23 protein-coding genes and 2 rRNA genes (1 of these 25 running past the window's edge) are annotated in these 25,436 nt (G+C 43.4%); 21 read left to right on the forward strand and 4 right to left on the reverse strand.

Annotated features, from left to right (window positions below; genetic code table 11):
- The 7 genes from KOE27_RS01370 to KOE27_RS01395 all read left to right on the forward strand — a co-directional run.
- Nucleotides 1-165: ribosomal RNA gene (locus KOE27_RS01370) — 23S ribosomal RNA — on the forward strand (it extends 2,652 nt beyond the left edge of the window).
- 135 nt (nucleotides 166-300) lie between these two features.
- Nucleotides 301-412 (forward strand): 5S ribosomal RNA (rrf, locus tag KOE27_RS01375).
- A 582-nt stretch (nucleotides 413-994) separates the two neighbouring features.
- Nucleotides 995-2,293, forward strand: coding sequence for an IS21 family transposase (gene istA / locus KOE27_RS01380; RefSeq protein WP_215237081.1), 1,299 nt, complete (start codon nucleotides 995-997; stop codon nucleotides 2,291-2,293).
- A 284-nt stretch (nucleotides 2,294-2,577) separates the two neighbouring features.
- Nucleotides 2,578-3,306 carry an IS21-like element helper ATPase IstB gene (gene istB, locus KOE27_RS01385; RefSeq protein WP_215237082.1) on the forward strand — a complete coding sequence of 243 codons (729 nt, stop codon included), beginning with the start codon at nucleotides 2,578-2,580 and terminating at the stop codon, nucleotides 3,304-3,306.
- A gap of 68 nt (nucleotides 3,307-3,374) precedes the next feature.
- Nucleotides 3,375-3,554 carry an ISAon1 family transposase N-terminal region protein gene (locus KOE27_RS30095; RefSeq protein ID WP_456305213.1) on the forward strand — a complete coding sequence of 60 codons (180 nt, stop codon included), beginning with the start codon at nucleotides 3,375-3,377 and terminating at the stop codon, nucleotides 3,552-3,554.
- Nucleotides 3,555-3,793: 239 nt separating this feature from the next.
- The gene (locus tag KOE27_RS01390; RefSeq protein WP_229252581.1) at nucleotides 3,794-4,201 is read left to right on the forward strand and encodes a transposase; all 408 of its coding nucleotides are present in this window, start codon (nucleotides 3,794-3,796) and stop codon (nucleotides 4,199-4,201) included.
- A gap of 34 nt (nucleotides 4,202-4,235) precedes the next feature.
- Nucleotides 4,236-5,447 (forward strand): IS256 family transposase, encoded by a 1,212-nt coding sequence (locus KOE27_RS01395; protein WP_215237083.1) that lies wholly within the window; start codon nucleotides 4,236-4,238, stop codon nucleotides 5,445-5,447.
- A gap of 186 nt (nucleotides 5,448-5,633) precedes the next feature.
- Here KOE27_RS01395 and KOE27_RS01400 read toward each other — a convergent pair whose 3' ends face one another.
- Nucleotides 5,634-5,903 carry a hypothetical protein gene (locus KOE27_RS01400; protein ID WP_215237084.1) on the reverse strand — a complete coding sequence of 90 codons (270 nt, stop codon included), beginning with the start codon at nucleotides 5,901-5,903 and terminating at the stop codon, nucleotides 5,634-5,636.
- Here KOE27_RS01400 and istA (KOE27_RS01405) point away from each other — a divergent pair.
- From istA (KOE27_RS01405) to KOE27_RS01435, 7 genes are all read left to right on the forward strand, one after another.
- Nucleotides 5,881-7,431 carry an IS21 family transposase gene (gene istA / locus KOE27_RS01405; protein WP_215236846.1) on the forward strand — a complete coding sequence of 517 codons (1,551 nt, stop codon included), beginning with the start codon at nucleotides 5,881-5,883 and terminating at the stop codon, nucleotides 7,429-7,431. The genes KOE27_RS01400 and istA (KOE27_RS01405) overlap by 23 nt on opposite strands.
- A 21-nt stretch (nucleotides 7,432-7,452) precedes the next feature.
- Nucleotides 7,453-8,202 carry an IS21-like element helper ATPase IstB gene (gene istB, locus KOE27_RS01410; protein WP_215236847.1) on the forward strand — a complete coding sequence of 250 codons (750 nt, stop codon included), beginning with the start codon at nucleotides 7,453-7,455 and terminating at the stop codon, nucleotides 8,200-8,202.
- 166 nt (nucleotides 8,203-8,368) lie between these two features.
- Nucleotides 8,369-9,256 (forward strand): ATP-binding cassette domain-containing protein, encoded by an 888-nt coding sequence (locus KOE27_RS01415; protein ID WP_229252582.1) that lies wholly within the window; start codon nucleotides 8,369-8,371, stop codon nucleotides 9,254-9,256.
- Nucleotides 9,256-10,548: an HlyD family efflux transporter periplasmic adaptor subunit gene (locus KOE27_RS01420; protein ID WP_215237086.1), complete on the forward strand. Its 1,293-nt coding sequence runs from the start codon at nucleotides 9,256-9,258 to the stop codon at nucleotides 10,546-10,548. The genes KOE27_RS01415 and KOE27_RS01420 overlap by 1 nt, the downstream gene beginning before the upstream one ends.
- Nucleotides 10,549-10,580: 32 nt before the next feature.
- Nucleotides 10,581-11,948, forward strand: coding sequence for a glycosyltransferase (locus KOE27_RS01425; RefSeq protein ID WP_215237087.1), 1,368 nt, complete (start codon nucleotides 10,581-10,583; stop codon nucleotides 11,946-11,948).
- The gene (locus KOE27_RS01430) at nucleotides 11,935-13,533 is read left to right on the forward strand and encodes a cysteine peptidase family C39 domain-containing protein (RefSeq protein WP_215237088.1); all 1,599 of its coding nucleotides are present in this window, start codon (nucleotides 11,935-11,937) and stop codon (nucleotides 13,531-13,533) included. Before KOE27_RS01425 ends, KOE27_RS01430 begins: the two co-directional genes overlap by 14 nt.
- Nucleotides 13,534-13,713: 180 nt before the next feature.
- Nucleotides 13,714-14,586, forward strand: a complete 873-nt coding sequence (locus KOE27_RS01435) for a glycosyltransferase family 2 protein (protein WP_215237089.1) — start codon at nucleotides 13,714-13,716, stop codon at nucleotides 14,584-14,586.
- Nucleotides 14,587-14,900: 314 nt separating this feature from the next.
- Here the strand turns inward: KOE27_RS01435 and KOE27_RS01440 are convergent, their stop codons facing one another.
- Entirely contained in the window at nucleotides 14,901-15,920 is a 1,020-nt protein-coding gene (locus tag KOE27_RS01440) for a LacI family DNA-binding transcriptional regulator (protein WP_215237090.1), read from the reverse strand.
- A gap of 185 nt (nucleotides 15,921-16,105) precedes the next feature.
- Here KOE27_RS01440 and KOE27_RS01445 point away from each other — a divergent pair, with 185 nt between their 5' ends.
- From KOE27_RS01445 to KOE27_RS01465, 5 genes are all read left to right on the forward strand, one after another.
- Nucleotides 16,106-18,163: a dienelactone hydrolase family protein gene (locus KOE27_RS01445; protein ID WP_215237091.1), complete on the forward strand. Its 2,058-nt coding sequence runs from the start codon at nucleotides 16,106-16,108 to the stop codon at nucleotides 18,161-18,163.
- A complete protein-coding gene (locus KOE27_RS01450; protein ID WP_406566846.1) occupies nucleotides 18,164-19,570 on the forward strand; it encodes a Gfo/Idh/MocA family protein in 1,407 nt (468 codons plus the stop codon).
- A gap of 50 nt (nucleotides 19,571-19,620) precedes the next feature.
- Nucleotides 19,621-20,376 (forward strand): glucosamine-6-phosphate deaminase, encoded by a 756-nt coding sequence (locus KOE27_RS01455; protein ID WP_215237093.1) that lies wholly within the window; start codon nucleotides 19,621-19,623, stop codon nucleotides 20,374-20,376.
- 88 nt (nucleotides 20,377-20,464) lie between these two features.
- The gene (locus tag KOE27_RS01460) at nucleotides 20,465-21,610 is read left to right on the forward strand and encodes an acyltransferase family protein (RefSeq protein WP_229252583.1); all 1,146 of its coding nucleotides are present in this window, start codon (nucleotides 20,465-20,467) and stop codon (nucleotides 21,608-21,610) included.
- Nucleotides 21,611-21,622: 12 nt separating this feature from the next.
- On the forward strand, nucleotides 21,623-22,921 hold the full coding sequence (locus tag KOE27_RS01465) for an alpha/beta hydrolase family protein (protein WP_215237094.1): 1,299 nt from the start codon (nucleotides 21,623-21,625) through the stop codon (nucleotides 22,919-22,921).
- Here the strand turns inward: KOE27_RS01465 and KOE27_RS01470 are convergent, their stop codons facing one another.
- Nucleotides 22,922-23,152, reverse strand: coding sequence for a hypothetical protein (locus tag KOE27_RS01470; protein ID WP_215237095.1), 231 nt, complete (start codon nucleotides 23,150-23,152; stop codon nucleotides 22,922-22,924).
- A gap of 32 nt (nucleotides 23,153-23,184) precedes the next feature.
- On the opposite strand from KOE27_RS01470, the gene KOE27_RS01475 reads away from it, so the two are divergent.
- Both KOE27_RS01475 and KOE27_RS01480 read left to right on the forward strand, forming a co-directional pair.
- The gene (locus KOE27_RS01475) at nucleotides 23,185-23,997 is read left to right on the forward strand and encodes an oxidoreductase (RefSeq protein WP_215237096.1); all 813 of its coding nucleotides are present in this window, start codon (nucleotides 23,185-23,187) and stop codon (nucleotides 23,995-23,997) included.
- 19 nt (nucleotides 23,998-24,016) lie between these two features.
- Complete coding sequence (locus tag KOE27_RS01480) at nucleotides 24,017-24,586, forward strand: Crp/Fnr family transcriptional regulator (protein WP_215237097.1); 570 nt, start codon at nucleotides 24,017-24,019, stop codon at nucleotides 24,584-24,586.
- Between the two features lie 109 nt (nucleotides 24,587-24,695).
- Here KOE27_RS01480 and KOE27_RS01485 read toward each other — a convergent pair whose 3' ends face one another.
- On the reverse strand, nucleotides 24,696-25,394 hold the full coding sequence (locus KOE27_RS01485) for a 2-C-methyl-D-erythritol 4-phosphate cytidylyltransferase (protein WP_215237098.1): 699 nt from the start codon (nucleotides 25,392-25,394) through the stop codon (nucleotides 24,696-24,698).
- Nucleotides 25,395-25,436: the final 42 nt, after the last annotated feature.

A 25,436-nucleotide genomic window follows, 5' to 3' on the forward strand; every position in this document is an offset into this window, starting at 1 on the left:
CTATGTGGGGAATAGATAAGCGCTGAAAGCATCTAAGTGCGAAACTAGCCCGAAGATGAATCTTCCACATAAGGGTCGTTGTAGACTACGACGTTGATAGGCTGCAGGTATACGTGTAGAAACACATTGAGCTGAGCAGTACTAATTACCCAACAGCTTGCATTATTAATATCATTCTTTATCTCTTCTACTTCCAATATGACATGAAAAGAAGGAGAATGGACAAAGGACGATGGATGAAAGGGATATTCCTTCCTCCACGCTCCCTTCCTCCCTTTTCTTCCCTAACTCAAAGATCTTGTTGGTGGCTATTGGCCGGGTGTTCACCTCTTCCCATCCCGAACAGAGAAGTTAAGCCCCGAACCGCCGATGATACTTGGATCAAACCTGGTAAAGTAGGTAGCCGCCACAATTATTAAAAATTAAAAGCCACTCAGTAATGGGTGGCTTTTTTGCGTTTAGACACGTATTAGCCTGGTTCGGAGTCGCAACGGATCAAAGCCAAAACCTGGGATCAAATCAAAAACGGATCAGTCCGAAAAGTTGGGGGGCGATAAAAAAAGTAGTTTTTTTGTAATGAACCAATTTTAGAGTCCATTGCAAGAATCCTATCAAGCCCTAGTTCGCATCCTATTACCAGAAGGCATTCTCGAATATTTCGAACTTTCCAAAATTGTTGAAGGGTTAACCGGTCTTCACATCTACCTGGATGGATATTCCGGAGCATACTTTACCACCATTCCGCTCGAAACCTTACCACCTATTCCGGAGCAAAGTTTACCACCGTTCCGACGGAAAGTTTACCAGTATTCCGCTTGAAACCTTACCACTTGTTCCGGGGCAGACGTTACCACCCGGGAGTTAGTTTGAGGTTATAAGAGCCTGACATTCCGTCACAAAGTTTACCACTAAGGGCTACAACCATTGGTTGGGGTTAGATTGGGTTTTTGACCCAATCACGACCTGAAGACCAATGGCTAACCAGTCACTTAGTATGCAAAAGTTACGGCAGGTACTGCTGCTATTAAATCAAAATTATTCCGAGCGCAATATCGTCCGCCAAACGGGGATATCCCGCCCTACCGTCCGTTACTATCGTGAGTTACTGGGCTGCACCGGACAGGATTACCAGAGCCTGTTAAAACTTAAGGATGTGGAGCTGGAGGCGTTAGTACGAATTCGGCGCGCAGATCAATCGGCCCCGGGGCCGATTGATCTGCGCGCCGAACAGTTTGCTGGCCAGGTGGATTATTTTATGGCTGAGCTAAAGCGAAAAGGGGTTACCCGGCAGCTTCTGTGGCAGGAATATCTAAAGCGGTATGCGGACGGCTTTAGATATTCGAGGTTCTGTGAGCTGTTGGAACAGGAAATCTCTGCTCGTAAGCCGGTGATGCATTTTACGCATAGGCCTGCGGAATTGTTGGAGGTAGATTTTGCAGGTAGCAAACTCAGCTATGTGGATCTTGATACGGGCGAAATGATCGAATGCCCCGTATTGGTCGGCGTTCTGCCTTTCAGCGGTTATTCCTATGCTGTTGCCCTTCCAAATGCGAGCCTTCCTCATGTAGTCGATGCGCTTAACAAGATGCTCGATTACTTTGGTGGAGTGCCGCTGAATGTGCTCTCTGACAATATGAAGCAGTGGGTAGTCCGTAGCAGCCGCTATGAACCTGTGTTTCCGCAGGTTCTGGAGCAATGGGCTACGCACAACCATATTGGCCTGTTGGCAACTCGTGTAGCTTCTCCCACCGATAAGGCCTCTGTTGAAAATCAGGTGCGTATCCTTTACCGGAGAGTGTATGCCCTAATCAGGGATGAGGTGTTCCATAGCCTGGCCCAGCTCAACAGTGCTATCACCCAAAAGCTTCAGGATCACCATCGGGTCAACTTCCAGAGAAAGACCTATAGCCGCCTAGAGCTTTTTTTGTCACAAGAAAAATCCCTTTTACAGGCGTTGCCGGGCACCTCTTACCAGCTACGCCACCTTACCAAAGGTAAGGTACAGCGCAACTACCACGTGGTACTCGGAGAAGATTGGCACTATTACAGCGTCCCGCACACCTACCTGGGCAAAGAGGTCAACCTGGTCTATGACAGTGACTATGTCGAGATTTACTACAAGCTAGAACGGATCGCCCTACATATACGAAGCTACAAAAAGCATGGGTTGACTACTTTACTGGAACATATGCCGGAACATCACCGTAAGATCACCGAACAGCGCGGCTGGGATCCGGACTACTACCTGGCCAAAGCTAGCCGGATCGGACCGAACACACGCCTGTTCTTCTAAAAAATCATGGAAAGCAAAATCACCATCCATCAGGCCTACGGCCCGTGCCAGGGAATATTACGATTAGTGAAACAATACGGAGAAATCCGGTAGGAGGCTGCCTGTGGCAGGGCATTAAAAGGGATGAAATACAATTACGGCGTGGTCAAAAGAATCTTGGAGAATGGCTTGGACCAGATCGAAGAAGCGACTACAAAAACTTCACCTATCCCGAAAAATCCTCACGTAAGAGGCCCAGAAGCCTATAAATGAACGGATGATCAATTATTAAAATAATCTATCTAATGAACCAACAAGAAACATTACAGCAACTGCGCAGCATGAAACTGTCGGGCATGGCCAAACGTTACGAAACGATGTTAGCCCTGCCAACCCACCAGCAGGAAGACTTCCATGCGGCCCTGGCCCAACTGTGCCAGGCCGAAAAGCTCTACCGGAACCAGTACCGGACCGAGCGCCTGTTGGCGATGAGTAAATTACGTTATCACGCCTTGCTGGAAGAAGTTTTTACCAGCCCGGAAAGAGGGCTGGACAGGCCGCTATTGCTAGCCCTGAGCGAAATGAACTTCATTGAAAAGGCTGAAAACCTGATTCTGTCCGGGCTGACGGGAACCGGTAAATCCTATCTGGCCTGCGCCTTGGGGCGGCAGGCCTGTCTGCTCGGGCATAGGACCCTTTACATGCCCATGAACAAGTTCCTGGAGGCGCTGGCACAGACTCGTATTGATGGAACTTACCTGAAATGGGCTAAACAGCTCACCGCCAACAGGCTTATCATCCTGGATGACTTCGGGCTGAAGCCCTTGTCGCACGATGCCAAGCTGGCGCTGCTCGATCTACTGGAAGACCGCTACGGAAACGGATCGGTGATCGTCACCTCCCAGCTCCCTGTGGATGCCTGGTATGAATTTATTGACGAACCAACCCTGGCCGACGCAATCCTTGACAGATTGACAGCTTCGGCCACCAAAATAGAACTCAAGGGAAAGTCCTTGAGGAAAAGAAAACAATAGCGTAAAATTGTTCTTTAATCACTGTACCCTTAGTGAGCTAAACAACTGGTAAACTTTAGAGCGGAACGGTGGTAAACTTTTGTCGGAATAAACACCTGGAAGAGAAAAACCTTCATCCGATCGAGTTTAAAGATCAAAAATTAGAGTCAAAGGGGTTTCTCCCTGAGATTTATATTCAAGACTTTCCCATTCGTAATCAGAAGGTTACACTCTGTATCAAACGCCGCAGGTTAGCTGTTCACAATTAGGTAAATATTTCCATCTCGACGGCAAGCAGCTTCAACAGCAGTATAATCGGACCGCCGAAGCGGGATCACATTAGTAATTACAAGGAATGGGATCAGCGTGAGCATGCCGCTGAGCGGCTTTTGTATCCTGAAAATACTGGGCCTAATTTAAGCATTGACGAAACCTCTCTTTCCAATGGCGAACTTACACTATTGTAACCAATAAAACCGCTAAGGGTCAGAAAGGCTCATTAGTGGCTATGGTAAAAGGTACGCAAGCCAGCTCGGTCATCGAAATTTTGAGAAGAATCCCAAAACGTATGCGAGGAAAGGTACAGGAGGTGACGCTGGATATGGCGGCAAATATGGGCTTAATCGTGAATCGGTGTTTTCCAAAGGCCTCAAAGGTTATTGACCGGTTCCACGTTCAGAAATTAGCCTTTGATGCAGTTCAAGAAATCAGGATTCAACATCGTTGGCAGGCACTGGATCAAGAAAATCAGGCTATTGAAGTTGCCAGGCAATCCAATTTGGTTTATCAGCCCGAGATTCTTGCTAATGGTGATACGCTTAAACAGATGCTTGTGAGGAGTCGCTATCTATTATTTAAGCACCATGACAAGTGGACTGCTTCGCAGCTTCACCGTTCCAGGGAGACTGTAAAATGAACTCTGTCTAAAAGTTAAAACTTTTAGACAGAACATGGAAAAGACAGAATTCGAACAGATGCGCGACAAGGCGCTCGAACAGTTGATGAAAGGACAATCATTGACTGGAAAGGATGGAGTTTTCGCTCCCTTACTTCAACAATTTTTAGAAAGTGCTCTTGAGTCGGAAATGAATACCCATCTCAGTGATCAAGAGCGAGAATCTGGCAATAAGCGAAATGGCAAAGGTAGCAAACGGTTAAAAACCATGTCTGGTGAAATTATATTAACTACACCAGAAGATAGAAAGGCTACTTTTTCACCGCAAATTGTCAAGAAACGCGAGACCGTCTTGGCTGACAACCTTGCTCCTCAAATTATTGGCTTATACAGCAAAGGAATGAGTTTTCGAGATATATCCGACCACATCCAGCAGATGTATGATGTTGAAATATCTCATGCAACACTCTCCGAAATTACCGAGCGCGTAATCCCACAGGTTAAGGAATGGCAAAACAGGCCCCTGGAAAGCCTTTATACTATTATCTGGTTAGATGCCATGCATTACAAGGTCAGAGACGGTGGGCGTGTCGTAACACGGGCTGTTTACAACGTTCTTGGTATAAATCGTCACGGCTACAAAGACTTGATCGGGATGTACGTCTCTGAAAGTGAGGGTGCTAATTTTTGGTTATCCGTGCTTACCGACTTAAAATCCAGAGGCGTAAAGGATATTCTGATAGCCTGCACGGACAATCTTACCGGTTTTTCGGAAGCAATTTTGGCATCATTCCCTGACGCCGAGATTCAGAGTTGCATCATTCATCAGATTCGGAACTCACTGAAATATGTAGCTTCCAAGGATCAAAAAATTTTCATGCAAGACTTGAAAACGGTCTACCAAGCACCTACGAAGGATAAAGCCGAGTTAGAGCTTGATAAACTCAACGATAAATGGGGCGTGAAATATCCGGTTGTAATTAAATCCTGGCAGAATAACTGGCATAAACTGTCAACTTATTTCGCTTATGATGAGCAAATTAGAAGACTTATTTATACAACCAACGCCGTCGAAGGCTTTCACCGACAAGTTCGTAAAATAACAAAAACGAAGGGCGCTTTTCCCAACGACATGGCTTTACTTAAATTGATCTACCTGGCTGTCGAAAATATAAGTCGGAAGTGGACGTCGCCTTTGCAAAACTGGGCACTTACTGCACAACAATTACATATCAAATTTGGTGACAGAATGCGAATGGACCTTTAATTTTATCTCTCAATATATAAAAGCAAAAATAGCCGGTTATTGAATTTATCAAGGGTAAATGAACGGCCGCATCGGCGGTCCGATCCGTGCCTCCGCCGCCCTTGACAAACCCAATAACAAGCAAAAAAGCATTTGAAATCGAAAAGAAAAATTAAATTTGAATCAACTTAAATAGCCAGACAGAGTTCAGATTACACTCCCGTTCCAGGCTACTTTTTGAGCGTTATCCGCATATCGAGCAGGCTTACTGGAAAATTCGGTGAAACTGACCACCCCAATTCGGTTTAAACTGACCACCTGTTCCGGGCGAAATTGACCACCCCATTTCGGATCAAACTGACCACCTGATTCCGGAGTAAACTGACCACCTGAGAGATTAGAAAATGCTGTAGAATCAACCATATTTTTGGCACGAACCAATCGTGTAAAAGGTATGGCCAATTCGACAATCAGCATGAGCAAAATAAGACAGATTTTACGGATGTACAGCCAGGGCCGCAGCAAGCTCTGGATAGCGGAACAGACAGGTGTTTCCCGCAATACCGCTAAGAAGTACATGACCACTTTTGATGCGAGCGGACTTACCTTTGAACAGATCAACAGCCTGAATGATAAAGAGCTGGATGACTTTTTCGGAACGGTTAAACAGCAGCCACCGCAAGACAGATTGTTGAATCTGCAACGTTGTTTTCCGCAAATAGACAAAGAATTAAAACGGACAGGTGTTACCCGTCATATGCTTTGGGAAGCCTATAAAAAGGAATTTCCGGAAGGATTTGCTTATACCCAGTTTTGCTTTCATCTGACCAAATGGAAGGCCCGCGTTAACCCTGTGATGCATCAGGACCATAAGGCCGGCGATAAGCTGTACATCGATTTTGCAGGTGTTAAATTAAGTATTGTAGATAAAGAGACTGGTGAATTAACTGAGGTTGAAGTGTTTGTGGCTATCCTGGGAGCGAGTCAACTCACTTACGTGGAAGCAGTCAGTAGCCAGCAAAAAGAAGATCTGATCGCAGCTTGCGAGAATGCACTTCATTATATCGGTGGTGTGCCGGCAGCAATTGTTCCGGATAACCTTAAAGCTGCTGTTATAAAAAGCAATAAATACGAACCTACGCTGAACGAGGCCTTTGCCGATTTTGCTGATCATTATGGGACTACGATATTACCTGCACGCGCTTACCGGCCAAGAGATAAGGCGTTGGTGGAAGGTGCTGTCAAAATCGTTTACAGCCGTATTTATGCGCCTTTAAGAAAGCAGGTTTACAACTCACTGACAGAGTTAAACGCAGCTATATTGATTGCTCTCGAGGCTCATAATAACCAACTGCTTCGGGGCCGTAATTACAGTCGCAGACTCCAGTTTGAAGAAATTGAGCGCAGTGCTCTGGCCCCGCTTCCGATCCTGCATTATGAGTTCAAAAAACAGCTACATGCCACTGTAATGAAGAACGGACATGTCTGCCTGAGCGTTGACAAGCACTATTATAGTGTCCCATACCGGTTTATCGGCAAGAAAGTCAAGTTGTTGTATTCCAATTCTGTGGTTGAAGCATATTATCATTACGAACGTATCGCCCTTCATAAAAGGCTTAAAAGTCCCTATAATTATTCTACCGATAAAGAACATCTGGCCAGTACACACCGCTTCGTAACAGACTGGACACCAGATCGATTCTTGGAGTGGGCTTCCTCGATCCATGAAGATGTCAGGTTGTATATTCTTAAAATCCTGGATCGCAAACAGCATCCCGAACAGGCCTACCGCTCCTGTATTGGTATCCTCTCTTTTGCGAAGAAAGCTGGTGAACAACGCCTGATCAGCGCGTGCCAAAGGGCTTTAAGCTATGGTATCTACAACTATAAAACAATCCAGACTATACTGGAAAAAAATATGGATCAATATGAAGACAGCCTGTTTGCAGACGAATTACCCATGCCCAAACACGATAATATCAGAGGCGAAGACTATTATCAATAATCCTTTAAACAATTAATAAAAATGAACACAAACACTTTGGAAAAGTTACGCAAGCTAAAATTTTACGGCATGTTCCATGCCTTTAAAAGTAGCCTGGAAAGTGGAAAGACTAATGATTACACGGCGGATGAGCTTTTAGCTCATCTAGTTGACGCTGAATGGGATGACAGAAATAACCGTCGGGTCGAACGCCAGATCTTGTACGCACGGTTCCGCTATAAGGCCATGGTCGAAAATATCCACTATCATGCTGATAGAAGTATTGACCGTAATCAGATCATGCGCCTAGCAGAATGCTCCTTTATTGGCCGAAATGAAAACCTACTGATCACAGGCAGTACCGGAATCGGTAAAAGCTATGTAGCATCTGCGATTGGTCATCAGGCATGTATACTTGGCTACCGCGTAATGTATGCCAGTACTCCCAAATTGTTTGCCAAACTCAAAATGGCCAAGGCGGATGGATCCTATATCAAAGAAATTACAAAAATAGAACGGCAACAACTTCTTATCCTGGACGACTTTGGTATCCAGCCGTTCGATGCCCAGAGCCGGGCAGCACTGATGGAAATCATAGAAGACAGGCACGGAAAAACATCCCTGATAATTACTTCTCAGTTGCCTGTTAGCAAATGGCATGAAGTAATAGGAGAAAAAACCATTGCTGATGCCATTTTAGATCGTATAGTACATGATGCACACCGGGTTGAATTAAAGGGGGAATCAATGAGAAGAAAACGAAAAACGGAGCTCGAAACCAGCTACGAATAATTATAACTTTTATTTACTAATTTTGAATCGCTTCTACTAGCATTTTCTACTACCGGCCGCCAGTTAATTAGGTGGTCAATTTGCCACGGAATCAGGTGGTCAACTTCTCCGAAATACCCAGCTTACCTTAGGTACGATGCTTTCCGTACAATATATCATCGGGCAAATGAACTTACCGATCAACAGTTTTGTAACCTTTATCCGAAGTTATCAGGATGCCAAACTGAGTATTGAGCGTTTGGGTGAAATACACAACAAGGCAAATGAGGAAAATCCCGATGGGCAATTAATCAATGAACTGCCGGACAACAAGTCCATTCACATCTCGGCTTTGAATTTTCGCTATGGAAGCAGTAGCTCGCAGTTGGTTCTCGATAATATCAATTTCACAATTCCTGAGGGGAAGGTTACAGCTATTGTAGGAGCAAGCGGCAGCGGAAAAACAACGTTGCTGAAATTACTTTTGAAATACCATGAACCCACCGATGGAAAAATAGAAGTAGGCAGAAGCAACCTGAAAAATATGAGATACAACTTCTGGAGAAGGCAATGTGGCGTGGTGATGCAAGAGGGATATATCTTCGCTGACTCGGTCGCCAGGAATATAAGCGAATCAGATGAAAATGGTGCGATTAATCGCAAAAAGCTTGCCCATTCCGTACATGTGGCAAATATTGGCAATTTTGTACATCAGCTACCCAACGGATACAATACAAGGATTGGAGCCAGTGGAATGGGAATCAGTGGAGGACAAAGGCAACGCATCCTAATTGCCCGTGCCGTTTATAAGAACCCGGAATATATTTTTTTCGATGAAGCTACCAGTGCTCTGGATGCCAACAATGAAGCGGTTATTATGAAGAATCTTGAAGACTTTTTTCAGGGTAAAACCGTAGTTGTAGTGGCACACCGACTAAGTACTGTAAAAAATGCGGATCAGATTATCGTTCTCGATCGGGGGACAATTATTGAAAGTGGTACACATAATGAATTGGTCTCCAGTAAGGGATATTATTATTCATTAGTGAAGAATCAATTGGAACTTGGCAACTGATGGAGGGGATTAGGGAAGAAGACATCGACACATGGAGTGAGGCCGTTAGGGATTTTATTGAACAACCACCCCAGTGGCTTGTTCGATGGGGAACATTGTCTTTATTTGCGGTAATAGTTGCAGCTTCTGCTATTGGCTGGGTAATACATTATCCAACCATTGTCCGTACTGACTTTCGGCTTATTTCTGATAACCTCCCTAAACCTGTCCTACTTAAAGTGGACGGCAGGATTGAAGACTTATTTGTGAGAGAAAATCAAAGGGTACAAGTGGGCAATATCCTGGCTTATGTGGAAAGTACTGCACGACACGATGAAATACTTGACCTCGAAAGGGGATTGAACGAAATAGGTCTTATTCTGAAAGGGAAGGATCTGTCGCGTTTGAGTTCTATAAGACTGAATAGGTATGAACATTTGGGAGATGTACAGAGTGCTTATCAAAACTTTCAGCAAGCTTTCGTGCAGGTAAGAACATTATATGGAGAAAAGTTCTATTCAAAGAAAAGGCGTTTGCTCTTAAACGATATTATTCGTTCGGAAACGCTGGATCAGCACCTAACCGACCAGCAGAAGATTTATGTACGCGATGCCGAACTTGCTGAAAAAGAGTTTGGCGTAAACAGAAAGCTTCATAATAGTAAGGTGATAGCTGATCTTGACCTGTACAAAGAAGAAAGTAAGGCATTGGCTAAACAACTTCCTATCAAAAATATTGAAGTCTCTCGTGTCAATAATAATACCCAAAAGAATGCAAAACAGAGTGAATTGCTCGAACTGGATCGAACTGTTTATGAACAAACGGAAGGTTTTGGGCAAGCTTTGAATACACTTCGAAGTACAATTGAATCCTGGAAAAGCAAATATCTTCTGACAGCACCTGCTTCAGGAAATATCTTCTTTTCAACAACTATGCAAGAAAAGCAGTCACTCCGGGTTGGTGCTGAAGTGATGTATGTCGGCGCGCCAACAAATAATTATCTTGGCGAGATCCGCATAATACAGGCCAATTCGGGCCTTGTGAATGTAGGGCAACGAGTGCTTGTAAAGTTTCAGGGATATCCATTTGAAGAATATGGAGCCGTTGAAGGTACAGTATCTTCCATTGCAAAGGTACCATCTGCGGACAACTCGTATTTTCTGGCAAATGTATTTTTACCCAATGGCCTCAAAACGAATTTTGGAAGAACGTTAGTTTACAAAACCGGGATGTCCGCATCCGCGGAAATAGTTACTGAAGAACTCAGGCTTATTGAGCGGTTATTTTATCAAGGTAGAAGAATGATCTTCTGACACTAGGGTCTATTTGTTTAGCTATTTATAGAATGAGAAATACTTTGATATTGTACCCAGCTAATATTTTGAGCCATTTGATTCCTTCCCTAGGCTTAGCGGCCCACCTAAAAAAGGACTATGATATTTATGTGCTAATCTCCGATCCAAAATTCGAAGATATTGTCAGGAGCCAAGGATTTTGTCCACTGATTGATCCATTGGATATTGCTATGGGGAATGAAATGACCTATCTAAAAAAGATCGGGCGAAGATACGCACTTTTGGATGTTATTTTCGCTATGGTGAAAAATGAATTATACCATGAGAGAGTCTCGACATTAAGATGCCAATTTAGACATATGGCGCCGGTAGCGATTCTAATTGATATTTTTCATAATATGGAATGTCTTGTGTTAAGTGCAGTCTTTCCAAAAGCGGCGATCATTTGTTTAAATCCGATGCTTTCTACCTATAAGATCGATGGCCTTCCTACAGCCTCTGAGAGGTCATGGGTTACGGCCAACTCAAAAACCCAAAAGGTACGTCAGAAGTGGCATGTTCATGGGCGTATGTCTTTTTCGAGGAATTCATTAATACACTGGGTTCGTAATTTTCAAATGGGTAGATTGCTCAAAATGAATCGGCTTGGAAAAGACAACAGAATTTCTCTGAATTCAATTTATACTAATCTCTTTGATAATGTCCCTGAACTAATACTAGCGCCCTTGGAGTTAGAGTTGGATCCTAAGGTAAAATTACGGAATCAACACTACCTTGGACTATGTATAAATAAGAGTAGAACAGATATCGGTATACAAGGAAAATTCGATGAAATATTTTCGAAATTGAAAGTAAAACGAAATGAAGGCTCTAAGATTGTTTATTGCAGTTTTGGTACATTTTACTTAGATTCTGACCCGTCGGTTGTAATTTTTATTAAAAGTATAATTAGTGCTATTGCAATCATACCAGGGATTTTGGAAGTGATTTTTTCTGTTAAACCGCATATTATGAAAACACTACAATTGCAAGTAGATTTGCCAAAAAACATTCATTTTTTTACGCACGTACCGCAACTTTTGGTACTTGAAAATGCAGATTTATATATTACTCACGGCGGTCTTGGTTCTATTAAAGAAAGTATATTTTATAAAGTACCAATGCTTGTTTATCCTTTTGATTTTAGATACGATCAAAATGGCAATGGCCTTAAAGTTGAACACCACAAAATAGGGTTACGCGGTGTCTTTAATCAAGATAGCTCCAAGGAAGTAGCTGCTAAAATTGAGAAAATTCTAAATAATAAAACTTACAAAGAAAATATCTCTCAATTTAGCGATGTAGTTCAACATACCTACTCGGATGATGTAATTAGTGATACGATTAAAACATTAATAAGACAGTATGAACCCATTTGAACTTAACGCAATTGAGTCGTTAGTTATATTAGTCAAGTTGTCAAAAATAAAGGTTACAAAAAATAGTTTAACCCAAGCTTTGCTAAAAAGCCCTAGTTTTCCAAGTTTGGCAGCTTTGGACGATGTTTTGACTAAGATATTTGTTAAAACATTGACGATTAAAATAACAATAGACGAACTTCTAATAGTACCGTTACCTGCAATTGTTTTCTTGAAAAGTGAAGGAGGAATTTTTGCCACCGTTCGCAAGGTAACGGGAGAATTCGTAGAATGGTATCACACTGAAAGAGGATGGCAAAGGGAAATTTTGCGGGATTTTGATGAGAAATGGAGTGGCACAGTTCTACTGGTGGAACCGACGAATGATTCGAACGAGTTGAATTATTATGTTAATAGAGCAAAAGAATTATTGGCTAATGCAGTGATTCCTGTTCTTTTATTGGCGTTTGTTGTTTTTATATTTTTATTAGTCAATAAAGGTGTTAGTGAAATGACGACAGGATTAATACTTTTGTTATTTTTAAAACTATCTGGTGTCGTTTTTTTTGGATTTTTGTTAAAAAAAGACACTTCTATTGATTCTCAATATCTATTAAGACCTACGGTTCGCCTGTTTGAGAAGATAAATAAAATTGGGGTACTGCAAGGATCAAAAAATAGGGTATTTTTTGATGGGACTACTTGGGTCGATATGGGAATGCTGTACTTTAGTACTGGTGTATTGAGTATTGTCTTTGGGTTGATATTTCAAGCAAATATCTGCACTCAATTGTTAATTCTAAATCTTATTGTTTTACCAGTTACTTTCTATCTGGTCTACTATCAAATTTGCGTAAGGATATGGTGTCCTTTGTGTTTCATTGGATTGGCTTTTTTTTGGGTTGAGTCAGGAATTTGTATTTATTCGGCCAATGATGTTAATTTTTCAATGGGATCTCGATCATATCTGCAAGGTCTTTCAGGAATATTTTCGACCGCACTTTATTTTTTGCTAAAACCGATTGTTCACATTAGGAGAAATGGTTTTGATATACTTCGGGAGGTAAGGAGAATGAAGTATGATCCAATCTATATGAAAAGTATTTTGATTAAGAGAAATCAGGCATCGCCTATTTTTGAAAAAATGATAGTTCCTGGAATAGGAAGCCCATCTGCTGAACATGTTATTACAGTTGTGTATAGTCCTTCTACGATGGAATCGGCGAAATGTTATTGGGAATTTCGAAATCTTTATGCGGCCGATAGGGATATTTACTGGAGAGTTGTTTTCCTACCAATAAGTCAAAGAGATTTAGACGTTATTGAAGTTATACTTAGCTACCCGCAGTCTAGAATCTTAGAGATTTTAGATAAATGGTTTTCTGACATTCATCAGTCGGTTGAAAGATTGGCGGTTACGACGGCGACCAAATCGAGATTTGAGAAGGAAGAGATCAAAGAGCAGTTGAAATTACACTTAGATTGGTGCAATTTATCTGAGATGACCTCCGTTCCATCTTTTTTTATTGATGGAGCCTTAATTCCTTTGATTTACCACCCGAATGATTTACTTGTGTTATTAAATCAGTTAAAAGACGTAAGTTGAACTTCTGCAATTGATGTGTCTAAGTATTTGGAGGATAGAGGAATAACTTTTAATGATGGATATACGGAAACGCGACCACTTTTATGGAGCAGCCTTGCTTGGTTGAAAAATCGGGTTGAGGGACTCATTTGACCAAATAAAATTCCCGAACTAGTTCTAAAAAAGTAATTATATAGCAAGATGGATTTGAGTCCAAAGTATAGGCTCTTAGCCTTTTTCAAAAGGATTGAGGCAACGATAATAGCACAGATTACGAAAGATTGTGTTAACAACAGACAGCAACTTGCATCAAATAAGGTATATAGCGAAGTTGCTTCCATAATCAACCGGCAGGGGGCTTTATACCCAATGATCACCGTGATTACTCCTTCCACGGGTAGCGAAGTGTTATTAAAGGCTATTGATAGTGTCCTACATCAAGATTTTCATGATATTGTCCATCTTATTGTTGCGGATGGCGAGGATTGTAAAGAAAATATTCTGAGGATGGTAAATGATTTTGACCAAGATCGATGCAAGGTGATGGTTTTGCCGTTCAATACCGGACGAAATGGTATGAACGGACATCGAATCTATGCCGCATTGCCGTTTCTGGTTAATTCGGAATATATTTTCTTTTTAGATCAGGACAATTGGCTGGATGCAAATCATATCAGTAGCATGATTTGTATGATGGAGAAAGACAAGCTCGATTGGGTATTTTCGATGCGCAAAATATTTACTGAAGATGGTGTATTTGTAACCAATGATAATTGTGAAAGCTTAGGTGATTATGGGTGTTATTCCCAACTACCGAATCTTGTCGACACCAATTGTTATGGATTCAGGAGAGATACACTTGTCCGATCTGCTCATTATTGGTATCACCCTTTAAGAGCTGACCGATACTTTTTTCATCACCTACGTAGGGAATCGCCGAATTATAAATGTACAGGACTATACACCGTTAATTACCGGCTAACAGAAAACAGATCGCCCTATCCTGAGTTTTTTCTAGCGGGCAACCGGTTTATGATGGATAAATATCGAAAGAAGTTGCCATGGGTCAAGTAGCGAAATTTCTTTGCTCATTTGTTTAGTGGATTGACAACAAACTCATCGGCTCCAAAACTTCTTTGGGGCAACAGTTAGCAACATACAGAACTATTTAACATCACATTTTCATAGTTCTACTGGCGGGAGTTTTTTACCTCATGGCCTCAAAACTAATTTTGGAAGAACCTTGATTTACAAAACGGGAATGTTCGCATCAAGGGAAATTATTACGAAGGATTTGCAGCTTCCGGAGCGTTTATTTTATCCGGGCAGAAGGATGCTGCTGGCACATTGATTTCTGTGAATAGGGGAAGATCGTTTTACTATTCCCTTCAGTTCCTATTGGTAGATTCTCTTTCAATTAGTTCTCCCGATAAAACAACTTCTACGGGCACAAAATTACTTTTCCGGATGTGCTTCAGTAACAGCTCGCAACTCTTCATGCCAATTTCCAGTGCGGGTTCAGCAACTGTGGAGAGCGTGGGAAAGATTATTTCACACATAGGATCGTTGGTGAAGCCGATAACCCCTACCTCCTTGCCAATTTTTATATTTCTTCTTTTTAAAGAGATCATTGCGCCAATCGCCTTCCTGTCGTTAACGGCAAACAGAGCATCCGGTAAATTTTCTGATTTCTCAAACAGTAGTTCGGCATCGGCTTCACCAGCCTTCTGGGAAAAACCGGAATAAATGATCCATTCATTTCTGATAGGCAAATTATACTTTATAAGTGCATCCCGGTAACCCCTCAGTCGGTTTTCGGTCAGAAATACTCCTTTGGGCCCTGTAATATGTGCTATTTTGGTATATCCCTTCTTTATCAAATGTTCCACTGCCTGATAGGCACCATCGTAATCATCCTGCATTACCCTGGAAACATTGATCTGTTCGGGAACCCGGTCAAAAAAAACAACGGGTAACCCATCATCAATTATGTCCTGAAAATGCATACAGGCATCCGATGGGGATGAAACACAAGCCAGTATACCGTCCAGGCTACTGAATGAGAGATCCTTCACGATGTCTTTTTCAAGATCGGAAGAGTCATTTGTGATATATAAAAAGATATTATACCCATTTTTTTGTGCAACTTCCTGGATACCCGTTATGACGGTCGAGAAATAGTAATTGGTTATGGCCGGAATAATCACCCCCAGTTTGTGTGTACTGCTTTTAACAAGGCCGGTAGCGTTAAAATTGGGCTTGTAATTCATCTTTATGGCTGTTTCCAGCACCAGTTGCCTGGTTTGAGGGCTAACGTCGTATGCATCCCTTAATGCACGGGATACCGTGGCGACCGATATCCCCAGTGCTTTGGCAATGTCCTTTATGGTAGTATATCTCCTCAGCATTTGTTTTAATCCTAGTGCGAACCTGTAAGCCGTGTTTCGATAACGTTCTCGTTACTATTTAATGAGAATGGCAGAAATAGCTAAGCAAATCCTTGTAAAATTGTAAATGTAAAATTGAAAATTTGGATTACAGCCACATATAGAATAAGATTATTTTGCCGGACCAATCCGTTCAGAACTCAAATATGATACCTTCTCTTCTAAAAATAAAACGGACTTTTATCATACTGGTATTGTTTCTGTCAGGTTCTGTTCATGCATTCTGCTGTTTTATTACGGTTCCTGATAGCTTACCCGGTGTTTTTAATGCTGAAAAGGTTGATTTAACAGAAAAGGCCTTAAGGTACAAAGCTTCGGTACAGTACCAGAAATGTATGTTACCGCAAACGCCTGACGAGCTGAAAGCTTACCTGAAAAAGGTGAGGGAAAAGGTTATTTTGAAGTCGGGTGTGGTGATAACCCCGGATCTGCCGCTGCATTATCAGGAAACGGGAAGCAGGCAATTATCTGGGTATACAATTAAAAATGTAACCTTTCAGGCCAGAGAGGGAATATATACTACCGCGAATTTATATGTTCCGGACGGCAAGGGGAAATTTCCGGCAGTTATTGCCATGCATGGGCACTGGGCGGATGGTAAGACAAACCCTGTTGTACAAGCCCTGGGGCATACTCTGGCTTTAAACGGTTATGTTTGCCTGGTTGTGGATGCCTGGGGCGCTGGTGAGCGCACCACCGAACACGGCGTGCAGGAATATCATGGCGCTAATCTGGGTGCATCGCTGCTGAATATCGGAGAAACTTTACTAGGAGCCCAGCTATCTGATAATATCCGTGGAGTTGATTTATTGACCTCATTGCCTTATGTAAATCCAGAAAAAATCGGAGCTACCGGCGCCAGCGGGGGAGGAAATCAGACGATGTGGCTGGCGGCAATCGACCAGCGTATTAAAGCGGCTATGCCGGTTGTAAGCGTTGGTACTTTCGAATCCTATATCATGCGCAGCAACTGTGTATGCGAGTTATTGCCGGAGGGTCTGACATTTACTGAGGAAGCTGGTATTTTGGGACTTATTGCACCACGGGCTCTTAAAATTTGTAACGCCCTGCACGACTCCAATCCCACTTTCATGCCTGCTGAAATGCTCAGAAGTTATGAAAATGTAAAACCGGTTTTTGCACTTCACAATGCTTATGATAAGCTGAGCTATCAGCTTTTTAATACTGGGCATGGCTACTGGCCTGACATGCGGGAAACCATGGTCGGCTGGTTTGATCTGGAACTTGCCGGTAAGGGTTCGGGAATGCCCAAAAAAGAAATACCATTTGATCTGCAACCGGATTGGTCGTTGATGGTTTATCCCAAAGGGCAGAGAGTAAAAAATGTGATGGGGATAGCCGAGCACTGCAGAAATACGGGAGCGGTTTTAAAAAGCGCGACAGTTGAGGCGAATGCAGATAAAAAGAGATCGGAACTAAGACAATTGATAAAGCTGGGTGAACTTCCCGATGTGAAAGAAGCAAACACGATAGAAACCGTGAAGGGCTGGGAACGTGTGGTGCTGGAAACATCTGATAACCGGTTGATTCCTGTTCTTTACCACGCACCAGGGAAGGGAGTATCTGAAGTGTCAGTCGTGCTGAATCCGAAGGGAAAAGAATTAATAACAGCGGATACTTACGAAAACCTGCTTTTGGCAGGTAAGGGTGTTCTGGTTCTGGATTTGTGGGGAACGGGAGAGGTAGCATCGCAGTCGGCTGCAACGTTTGACAAAGGACTCGTTGCTTTTCACACTTTGTCGAGAGCTTCCTTGTGGCTCGGAAGTACCGTAATGGCCGAATGGGTTAAAGATCTTGCAATTGCTGTAAAATATGTGAGATCGCAGAACAAAGGGATCGTCGTATCAGTAGTAGCTGAAAAGGAAGCTGGTGTAGCGGCTTTAATCTATGCTTCTCTCGAAGGAAAAATAGAGCGTATCGACTTAAAGGCGACCCCTGTAAGTTATGTGTTTGATCAACGGGAAACGATTGATTATTACAGCATGGCTATTCATATTCCGGGATTTTTGAAGTGGGGAGATGTGTCGTTACTCACAGCTCTTTCCAATACAAAGGTCAGCTTTTCTGACTCCAGATCGATGTCGGGACGGAAGACAAGTGAGAAGGAGTTACTTCAATACCGGCAGGAATATTCCGGATATATAAAGGATTTTAAATCAAACGCTTATGCTGATTTTAGATAAATATCTATGAAAAAAAGAGACTTTTTGAAATTGACAGGCCTGGGTGGAATCGGCCTGGTAGGAAGCGGACTCTCCGAAAGTTATGGCATGAAAGCCAGTACTAGTTCCTATGCGCAGAAATTTAACATGTGCGGATATGCTGCACCCAAAATGGACAATGTACGTATAGCGTATATCGGTTTAGGAAACAGGGGGGGCGGAGCGATTAAACGGATCGTCCATCTGGAAAATGTGCAGGTGAAAGCCATTTGTGATATAAGGACGGAAAAAGCGGCGGAGGCAAAAAAAACCTTTGAAGGGAGCGGGCATAATCCTGTGGTCTATTCCGGGTCGGCTGATGCCTGGAAAAAATTATGTGAGAGAGACGATATTGATCTGATCTATATCTGTACGCCCTGGAGTCTGCATGCGCCAATGGCTTTGTATGCTATGGAACACGGCAAACACGTAGCGGTAGAGATACCCGCTGCCACCACCGTTGAAGACTGCTGGAAGCTGGTAGAGACATCCGAACGTACTAAAAAGCACTGTATGATGCTTGAAAACTGCTGTTATGATTTCTTTGAACTGCTGACCTTGAATATGGCCCGCCAAGGGTATTTCGGAGAGATCATTCATGCAGAGGGAGCGTATATCCACGATATTTACGATTCTCTTTTTGATAAGAGCAAGCGTTACGATCTTTGGCGTCTGAAAGAAAACCAGAGAAACGGGAATTTATATCCAACCCATGGTCTTGGTCCTGTGGCACAGGTACTGGATATCAACCGGGGTGATAAGATGGACTATCTAGTCAGTATGGCTAGCAACGATTTTATGCTCGGGCCGCGTGCGCAGCAACTCGCCGGTGAAGATCCTGTTTTCAAACCATTTGCCGGTAAAAAATTCAGGGGCAATATGAACACCACTACTGTCCGAACCGCTAAGGGAAAAACCATCATGCTTCAGCATGACGTTACCTCTCCCCGGGTATACTCGCGCCTTCACCTGATCAGCGGTACCAAAGGTTCTGCCCAGAAGTATCCCTTACCCGAGAGCAAACAGCGCGGAAGAATTTCGAAGGGGCATGAATGGCTGAGCGACAGCGAATTCCAGGAGCTGGAGCAAAAATATCAGCCCGAAATCGTGAAAAGAATAGGGGAACTGGCGAAAAAAGTCGGCGGCCATGGAGGAATGGATTTTCTGATGGACTGGCGCTTGATCGACTGTCTGCGTAACGGTCTTCCGCTAGATCAGGATGTGTATGATGCCGCTTCATGGAGTGTTATTTCACCTTTAAGTGAATGGTCGGTATCGCATCGGTCCAATTCAATTGATATACCCGATTTCACCTCCGGAGCATGGAAAACCAATAAGCCGGTTGACATTACGCTGAAAGAAGGCGGAAATACCGGAGTAAGGTCATAATTACCAGCTTGTAAATAGTTTACTTCAAATAATATATTAAATAAAGATTGATGAAAGTGATCATTTCTAAGGATAAGCAGGCGTTAGGAAAGGAAGCCGGATTATATGCGGGAGAGTTAATCCGTGATATAATTGCTGAGAAGGGCCATGCTAATATCATTCTGGCAACGGGAACAAGTCAGTTTGAAACATTGAATCAATTAATTGAGGATACCGGTATCGATTGGTCGAAGGTAACCATGTTCCACCTGGATGAGTACATCGGTATGCCGGTAACACATCCTGCCAGTTTCAGAAAATACCTGAATGAACGGTTTTTAGCCAAAGTTCCTTCTCTTGCAGCAAGTTACCTGATCAACGGAGAAACCGATGTTGAGCAAGAGGTGGCAAAACTCGGCGAGATCATCAGCCAGCACCCTATTGATGTAGCGCTGGTCGGTATCGGAGAAAACGGGCACCTGGCTTTCAATGACCCTCCGGCTGATTTTGATACGGAAGAGCCCTATCTGATTGTCAATCTGGATGAGCCTTGCCGTCGTCAGCAGATGGGCGAGGGATGGTTTGGTTCTCTTGAGGAAGTACCCTTGCAGGCTATCAGTATGTCGGTGAGGCAGATCATGAAATCAAAACATATTATCTGCTCAGTACCTGATGAAAGAAAAGCTATTGCGGTAAAAAATAGCCTCGAAAAGGAAGTAAGTAATCTTTATCCTGCGAGTATTCTGCAGCTGCATGCCAGCTGTACTTTCTTCCTGGATAAAAGCTCGGCGTCCATGCTGCAGGAAGACATGTCTGAAATAAAATAATGCGCCGCAATGGTATGGTCAGATATTTAGAAAGTATAGTGGGTAAATATGGACCAGTCGATCATTTTAATTAAAAACGCTAACTGATATGATGGAAGCAACTTCGGTTTCAATTGAGAAGGAAGAAAAACCGACCCGTTCGCTCGGGCGGCTTGCTTCCATGGATGCCCTTCGCGGATTGGATATGCTGATGATCTCCGGCGGAGGTGCGTTCATTTATCTGTTGGGAGGCAAGACGGGTATATCTTTTATTGACGCGGTTTCCGCTCAGTTTGTTCATCCAGATTGGAATGGATTTACCCTTTATGATTTTATTTTTCCGCTATTTCTGTTTCTGGCAGGAACATCTTTGGCATTCAGCCTGACGGGCGCCCTTTCCAAAGGAGCCAATAAAGCAGAGCTGAGGAATAAGGTTTTTAAGCGCATGCTCATCCTCATTTTCCTTGGTATACTTGATAAAAATGCTCCTATGGACATTTTTGATCCCGCACATATCCGCTATGGCAGTGTGCTGGGGCGCATTGGTCTGGCCACTTTTGTGGTAGCAATGCTGTATATGAATTTTTCGCGTAGCCAAAGATTATACATCGGTCTGGGAACGCTTGTGCTGTATTACCTGGCACTAATACTGATCCCTGTTCCGGGCTTCGGAGCCGGTGATCTGTCTTTTGAGGGAAATCTGGTGGGATGGTTTGACAGGAATTTTATGCCCGGCAGATTAAAGCAAACCACTTATGATGAACTTGCGTTGCTTACGCAGTTCCCCGCCATTTGCCTCACCATTTTTGGTTCACTTGCAGGAGATATCTTGCTCTCGATTAAAACTCCGGGTAAGAAAATTCAGGAAATGGTTTTGATGGGAATCATCGGAATAGCAGTGGGGCTGATCTGGAATATTGTTTTTCCAATCAACAAACATCTCTGGTCCAGCTCATTCATCATGCTCACGTCGGGAATGGCATTTATCGCACTTTCGCTGTTCTACTGGATCATTGATGTAAAGGGGTATAAAAAATGGTCGTTTTTCTTCCGGGTTATCGGTATGAATTCACTGGTCATTTATCTGGCAGTACGTTTTGTTGATTTTAATGCATCCTCCCGGTTACTTTTTGAAGGCATTTATAAATACGCCCCCGAACCCTGGCATGAGGTATACAACGCCTTGGGCGGTTTTGTCCTGGTTTGGCTGGTTTTGTATTTTCTCTATCGGAATAAGATTTTTGTTAAAGTATAAATATAACAGGATATGACTTCCGGAAATCCTTGGGATAATGGCAGGAGAGATTTTTTTAAAACTTCTTTTGCTGCTGCGATCCCATTTTTGATGAATGAAGATTTAATGCCGGATATCATTTCTTCGGAACCAACATTTTCCAGCGACGGGTCTATGGCAGCGCAAAAAAGCATTATTGGCGGATACGGAGCCTGGGCGGCTTCCCTGTTAAAACCAGTTCCTTCGTTATCTTACCGAAACCCTAAGTGGAAAGATATCAAAGGCTGGCATAATGAAGCGCTCGCTAAGGCCAAGGAGCTGATTGCAAGCCCCGAAAGGGGGGGGCTTCCCCAGGTAAATCTAGAGAAAAAATATATTTATGATGGCCTGGAAATTGAAGAGCTTTGGTGGCAACTACCTTATGGAAGAGCCACGAGGGCGGTTTTATTAAAACCGCAGGGTGCTACCAAACCTTTGCCCGCCATACTCGCCCTGCATGACCATGGAGGTAAAAAATATTTCGGGTACAGAAAAATCGTAAAGACTTCGGACGAACAGCATCCTTTGCTGAAGGACCATCAGGCAACTGATTACGGCGGAAAGGCTTGGGCCAATGAAGTCGCGAAAAGGGGGTATGCTGTTCTGGTGCATGATACCTTCACGTTTGGAAGCCGTCGGGTTTACTATGAAGATGTGCATGGCCTGGATTGGGGAGAACTAAATGTGACAAATAAAACAGATGAAAATCCCGAAGATAGCGAGCATGTAGAAATCTATAATCGCTGGTCTGGGGCGCATGAGCATGTGATGTCCAAGTCATTATTCTGTGCGGGAACCACTTGGCCGGGTGTTTTTTTGTCGGAAGATCAGACTGCTCTGGATATTCTGGCAAGTCGTAAGGATATTGATCCTGAGCGCATCGGCTGTGGTGGGTTGTCGGGTGGCGGATTGCGGACGGTTTATCTGGGCGGGTTGGATCCAAGGATCAAGTGCGCAGTTTGCGTGGGTTTTATGACTACCTGGGCGGACTTAATTCTGACCAAATCTTTTACGCATACCTGGATGACTTACACGCCCTTGCTACCCCAATATCTGGATTTTCCGGAAATACTTGGACTGAGGGTACCGCTGCCAACACTGGTTCAGAATAATAATCAGGATGAGCTGTATACCCTGTCGGAGATGAAAAGGGCCGACGTGGTTTTAGGCGAAGTGTATAAGAAAGCCGGGGCATCAGATAAGTATCTGGCAAAGTTCTACGACGGCGAACATAAATTTGATACGCAGATGCAGGCCGATGCCTTTAACTGGTTTGATAAATGGCTTAAGTGATTACTGTATCACAACATTTTTATTCAGGTATTTTCCCAACTTGTGAACAGTCGCCTCAATTCCGTCAGTCTGCCATTTATTGAATCGGGTAAAGGGAAAAATGCTGATCAGTACATCATTTTTCCTGAAAGTACGCTTGTATAATCCCTCTGCTTTCCTGTTGATCACCACGATAATATACCAAGTCTCTTTTTGCCAAATGGCAAGAAATTCCTTTCTGATTCTGGTCATCTTTGCCCTGTTGAACATCAAAAAACAGAAAGATGGAAAAGATAGTATTGGTTACAGGAGCCTCGACGGGAATTGGAAAGGCAACGGCGATATATTTGGCGCAAAATGGCTACAAGGTGTATGGAGGGGCGCGCAGATTAGAAAAAATGGAGGATTTGAAGGGTTTGGGGGTAAAACCGGTTTGTTTGGATGTCAGCAGTGAGGAAAGTCGGGTTGCCTGTATCGATCAGATTTTGAGGGAGGCCGGGCGCATCGATATTTTGATCAACAATGCGGGTTCGGGCTACTATGGATCATTGGAGGATATGCCTATAGCCGACGCAAAATATCAGATGGAAGTAAATGTTTTCGGTGTGGCTCGGCTGATTCAGTTGGCGTTGCCGTCCATGAGGAAAAATCACTTCGGGAAAATCGTCAATATTTCGTCTGTGGGCGGGAAGGTAACATTGCCAATGGGCAGCTGGTATCACGCGAGTAAATTTGCCATTGAGGGTTTGAGTGATGCACTCCGGAAAGAGGTAAAATCTTTCGGGATCGACGTGGTTGTCATAGAGCCGGGAGGCACAAAATCGGAAATGACCGGGCTGGGAGGAGCGTATATGATGGCGGTCTCAGGAAATTCACCCTACGGTGCGCTGGCGAAGGGCGTTGACAAGATGTATGCAGGTATTGCCAAAGACGCTGCGGAACCGATCGTCATTGCCAAACTGATCAAGAAGGGAATTGAAGCAAAAAATCCCAAAACAAGATATGTCGGCGCTTCCGGGGCAAAATTGATGTTATTTTTCAGGAAAATTCTGTCAGATAAACAATTTGACAAAATGGTAATGAGTCAAATCAAATAACCCCAATGGAATACGTACCATGGAAGCACTCATTCATTATTTGTTGCAATTTGGCAATTTGAATACGATCCAAATTGAGCTGATCAAAAACAAGCTCGTTTTTAAGGAGATTAAAAAGGATGAGTATTTTCAGGAAGCAGGGAAAATACCTCGTGAAATCATCTTTTTGACGGAAGGGATCATGAGAATTTGTTATTACAACAACAAGGGCGATGAGATCACGAAATATTTTATAGAGGAAAATCATTTTCTGGCCGACATCAACAGCTACAATCAGGAAATCCCTTCAACCGAATACATACAGGCGATTACCGACTGTTCGTACTATGTTTTGTCTAAAAGTGCAATGAGAGAGTTATCCATGACGATCATTGAATGGGACAGCATTGTCGCTAAGATTACCGCCAAGGGCCTTGCCGACAAAGTGAACAAAATCAGTCCGATGATGTCAGAAGACGCAAAGGCGCGCTACCTGTCCTTCCTAGAAAAATTTCCCGGGCTGGCTCACCGCATCCCGCTTTCCTATTTGGCTTCATACCTGGGAATTACACCATCTTCCCTCAGCAGGATCAGGAGAAATATCCGTTAACAGGAGGATCCAAAAGACCCTGTACTTTTTGGAAATGAAACCGGAAATCGTGAGGATGAATGAAGTCCCGGGAGGTCATAAGCCCGTCCGAAATGATAGTTGCCAAAAATCAAACCTTATTCTTTACTCCAATTTGGTCAGCCCCCAGGTATATCCCGGCCCATTGCAGATCCTCCGGCGTAGTAACTTTGATGTTTTCATAACTACCGTCGATCAGATGAATGTGATAACCGGCAGCCTCAAGAACGCTGGCGCAATCGGTAAACTGCGGTTGATAGGGTGCAGAAAATGCCTCACGCATCCAATCGAGCCTGAATGTCTGTGGTGTCTGGATCAACCGGAAGATACTCCTGTCCTGGGCTGTATTGGTGTTATCTTTATTCACGATCCGTATCGAATCCTTTAAATCAACGCTTGTTACTGCTGTACCACTTTGCGCCGCTTTTTTAAAGCCGGATGAAATAATATCGCTGGAAATGACAGGCCGCACGCCGTCGTGCACGGCCACAATACCGTCCTGACCTTTAATTGCATGCAGGCCGTTCCGGACAGAATGGAACCTGGTTTCTCCTCCGGCAATGAGCTGGTAATCAATATTTAGCTGGTGTTTGGTGCAAAGTTCCTGCCAAAGCGGGAATTGCCCGGCAGGTAATACCAGGATAATATGCAGTTCTTCGGAATAATGCCGAAAGGCCCGCAGGGTATAAAACAGGATGGGAAGCCCGTTCACTTCCAGAAATTGTTTCGGGATGTCACTTTTCATCCGGCTGCCGGAGCCTCCGGCTACAATGATGGCATATTCCTGCATATGGCGCGCATTCAATAAAAAATGTCATTCACAGAAGGGGAG

It is taken from the genome of Dyadobacter sp. CECT 9275, from assembly GCF_907164905.1.
GTDB classification, from domain to species: domain Bacteria; phylum Bacteroidota; class Bacteroidia; order Cytophagales; family Spirosomataceae; genus Dyadobacter; species Dyadobacter helix.